Origin of the sequence: Streptomyces ipomoeae 91-03, from assembly GCF_000317595.1 — a bacterium.
GTDB lineage: Bacteria > Actinomycetota > Actinomycetes > Streptomycetales > Streptomycetaceae > Streptomyces > Streptomyces ipomoeae.
Genome location: NZ_AEJC01000032.1, coordinates 1 through 1250 on the forward strand (window position 1 = coordinate 1; position 1250 = coordinate 1250).

Below are 1250 nucleotides of genomic sequence, written 5' to 3' on the forward strand. Positions count from 1 at the left end.
TCCTGAACAAGGAAGCGAGGAAGAAGTGGCGCCACCCAGTAAGTACTCGCCGGAGTTCCGCGAGGAAGCCGTCCAGATCGCGTTGAGGTCAAGCAAGACGATCTCCGAAGTCGCCCGGGAGCTTGAGCTGAACTCGGAGACGCTACGCGGCTGGGTGAAGAAGTACCAGAAGCAGCAGGAACCGGCCCCCGAGGCGGAACTGACGGTGAACGAGCGAGCGCGCCTGAAGGAACTCGAACGACGCAACCGCGAGCTGGAGATGGAAGTTACCTTCCTGAAAAAAGCCGCAGCGTACTTCGCGAAGGATCCCCGGTAGCAAGCAAGTACGAGTTCATCGACGAGATGCGGCTCGACACCGAGAAGTACGCATACAGCGTCGAGTTCATGTGCGGCCGACTCGGCGTCTCCAGATCCGGCTACTACGACTGGCGATCCCGCCCAAAATCCGCGACCGCCCAGCGGCGCGAAGAACTGAAATTGCTCATCGAGAAAGCCTTCGACATGTCCGACAGCACCTACGGGCACAGGCGCATCCAGGCCCAGCTGCACCGCTGGGACGTCGCCGCGGGCGTGGAGCTGGTCCGCCGCCTCATGCGCGAACTGGGCCTGATGCCCTGCCTGCCACGACCGAAGAGGTTCAACCTCACTCAGGCTGCGGCCGGCCAGGTGCTGGACCTCGTCGGCCGCGACTTCACCGCGGATGCGCCCGGCGAGAAGCTCGTCGGTGACATTACCTATATCGCGACCGGGGAAGGCTGGCTGTACCTCGCAACGGTCATCGACTGCTGCACGAAGGAAGTCATCGGTTACGCCATGGACGACCACTACCAAACCTCACTGATATCCAGGGCGATCCGTAACGCGGCACGGAACAGGAACCTCTCGGCCGACGCGATATTTCACTCGGATCGCGGAAGTAACTACATGTCAGCCGAGTTCGGGAGGACGCTGGACCGGTTCGGGCTCCGCAGATCTGCCGGCCGCACCGGGATCTGTTTCGACAACGCCATGGCCGAATCATTCTTCGGTGCCCTGAAGAACGAGCGCGTATCAAGGGTGACTTACCTGACCCGCGAGGCCGCCCGGCAGGACATCACTCGCTACATCGAATTCTGGTACAATCGCAAACGCCTCCACTCGGCGGTGGGTTACCGCCCTCCGCGCGAAGTCCACGCCGAGTATGAGAAGTTGCGAATCGCCGCGTGAAATAAACGGTCAGAAGCCTGTCCGGAAAACGCGAGGCCCCTCAG

General features: G+C 61.7%; 1 protein-coding gene. It reads left to right on the forward strand.

Going from position 1 to position 1250, the window contains the following annotated elements; genetic code table 11:
- The first annotated feature begins 25 nt into the window (after window positions 1-25).
- Window positions 26-1206 (forward strand): IS3 family transposase gene (locus STRIP9103_RS01870; protein ID WP_086019210.1). Its coding sequence is split into 2 segments (ribosomal slippage): window positions 26-290 and window positions 290-1206, totalling 1182 coding nucleotides; the frame shifts between segments, so codons are not numbered across the junction.
- Window positions 1207-1250 lie beyond the last annotated feature (44 nt).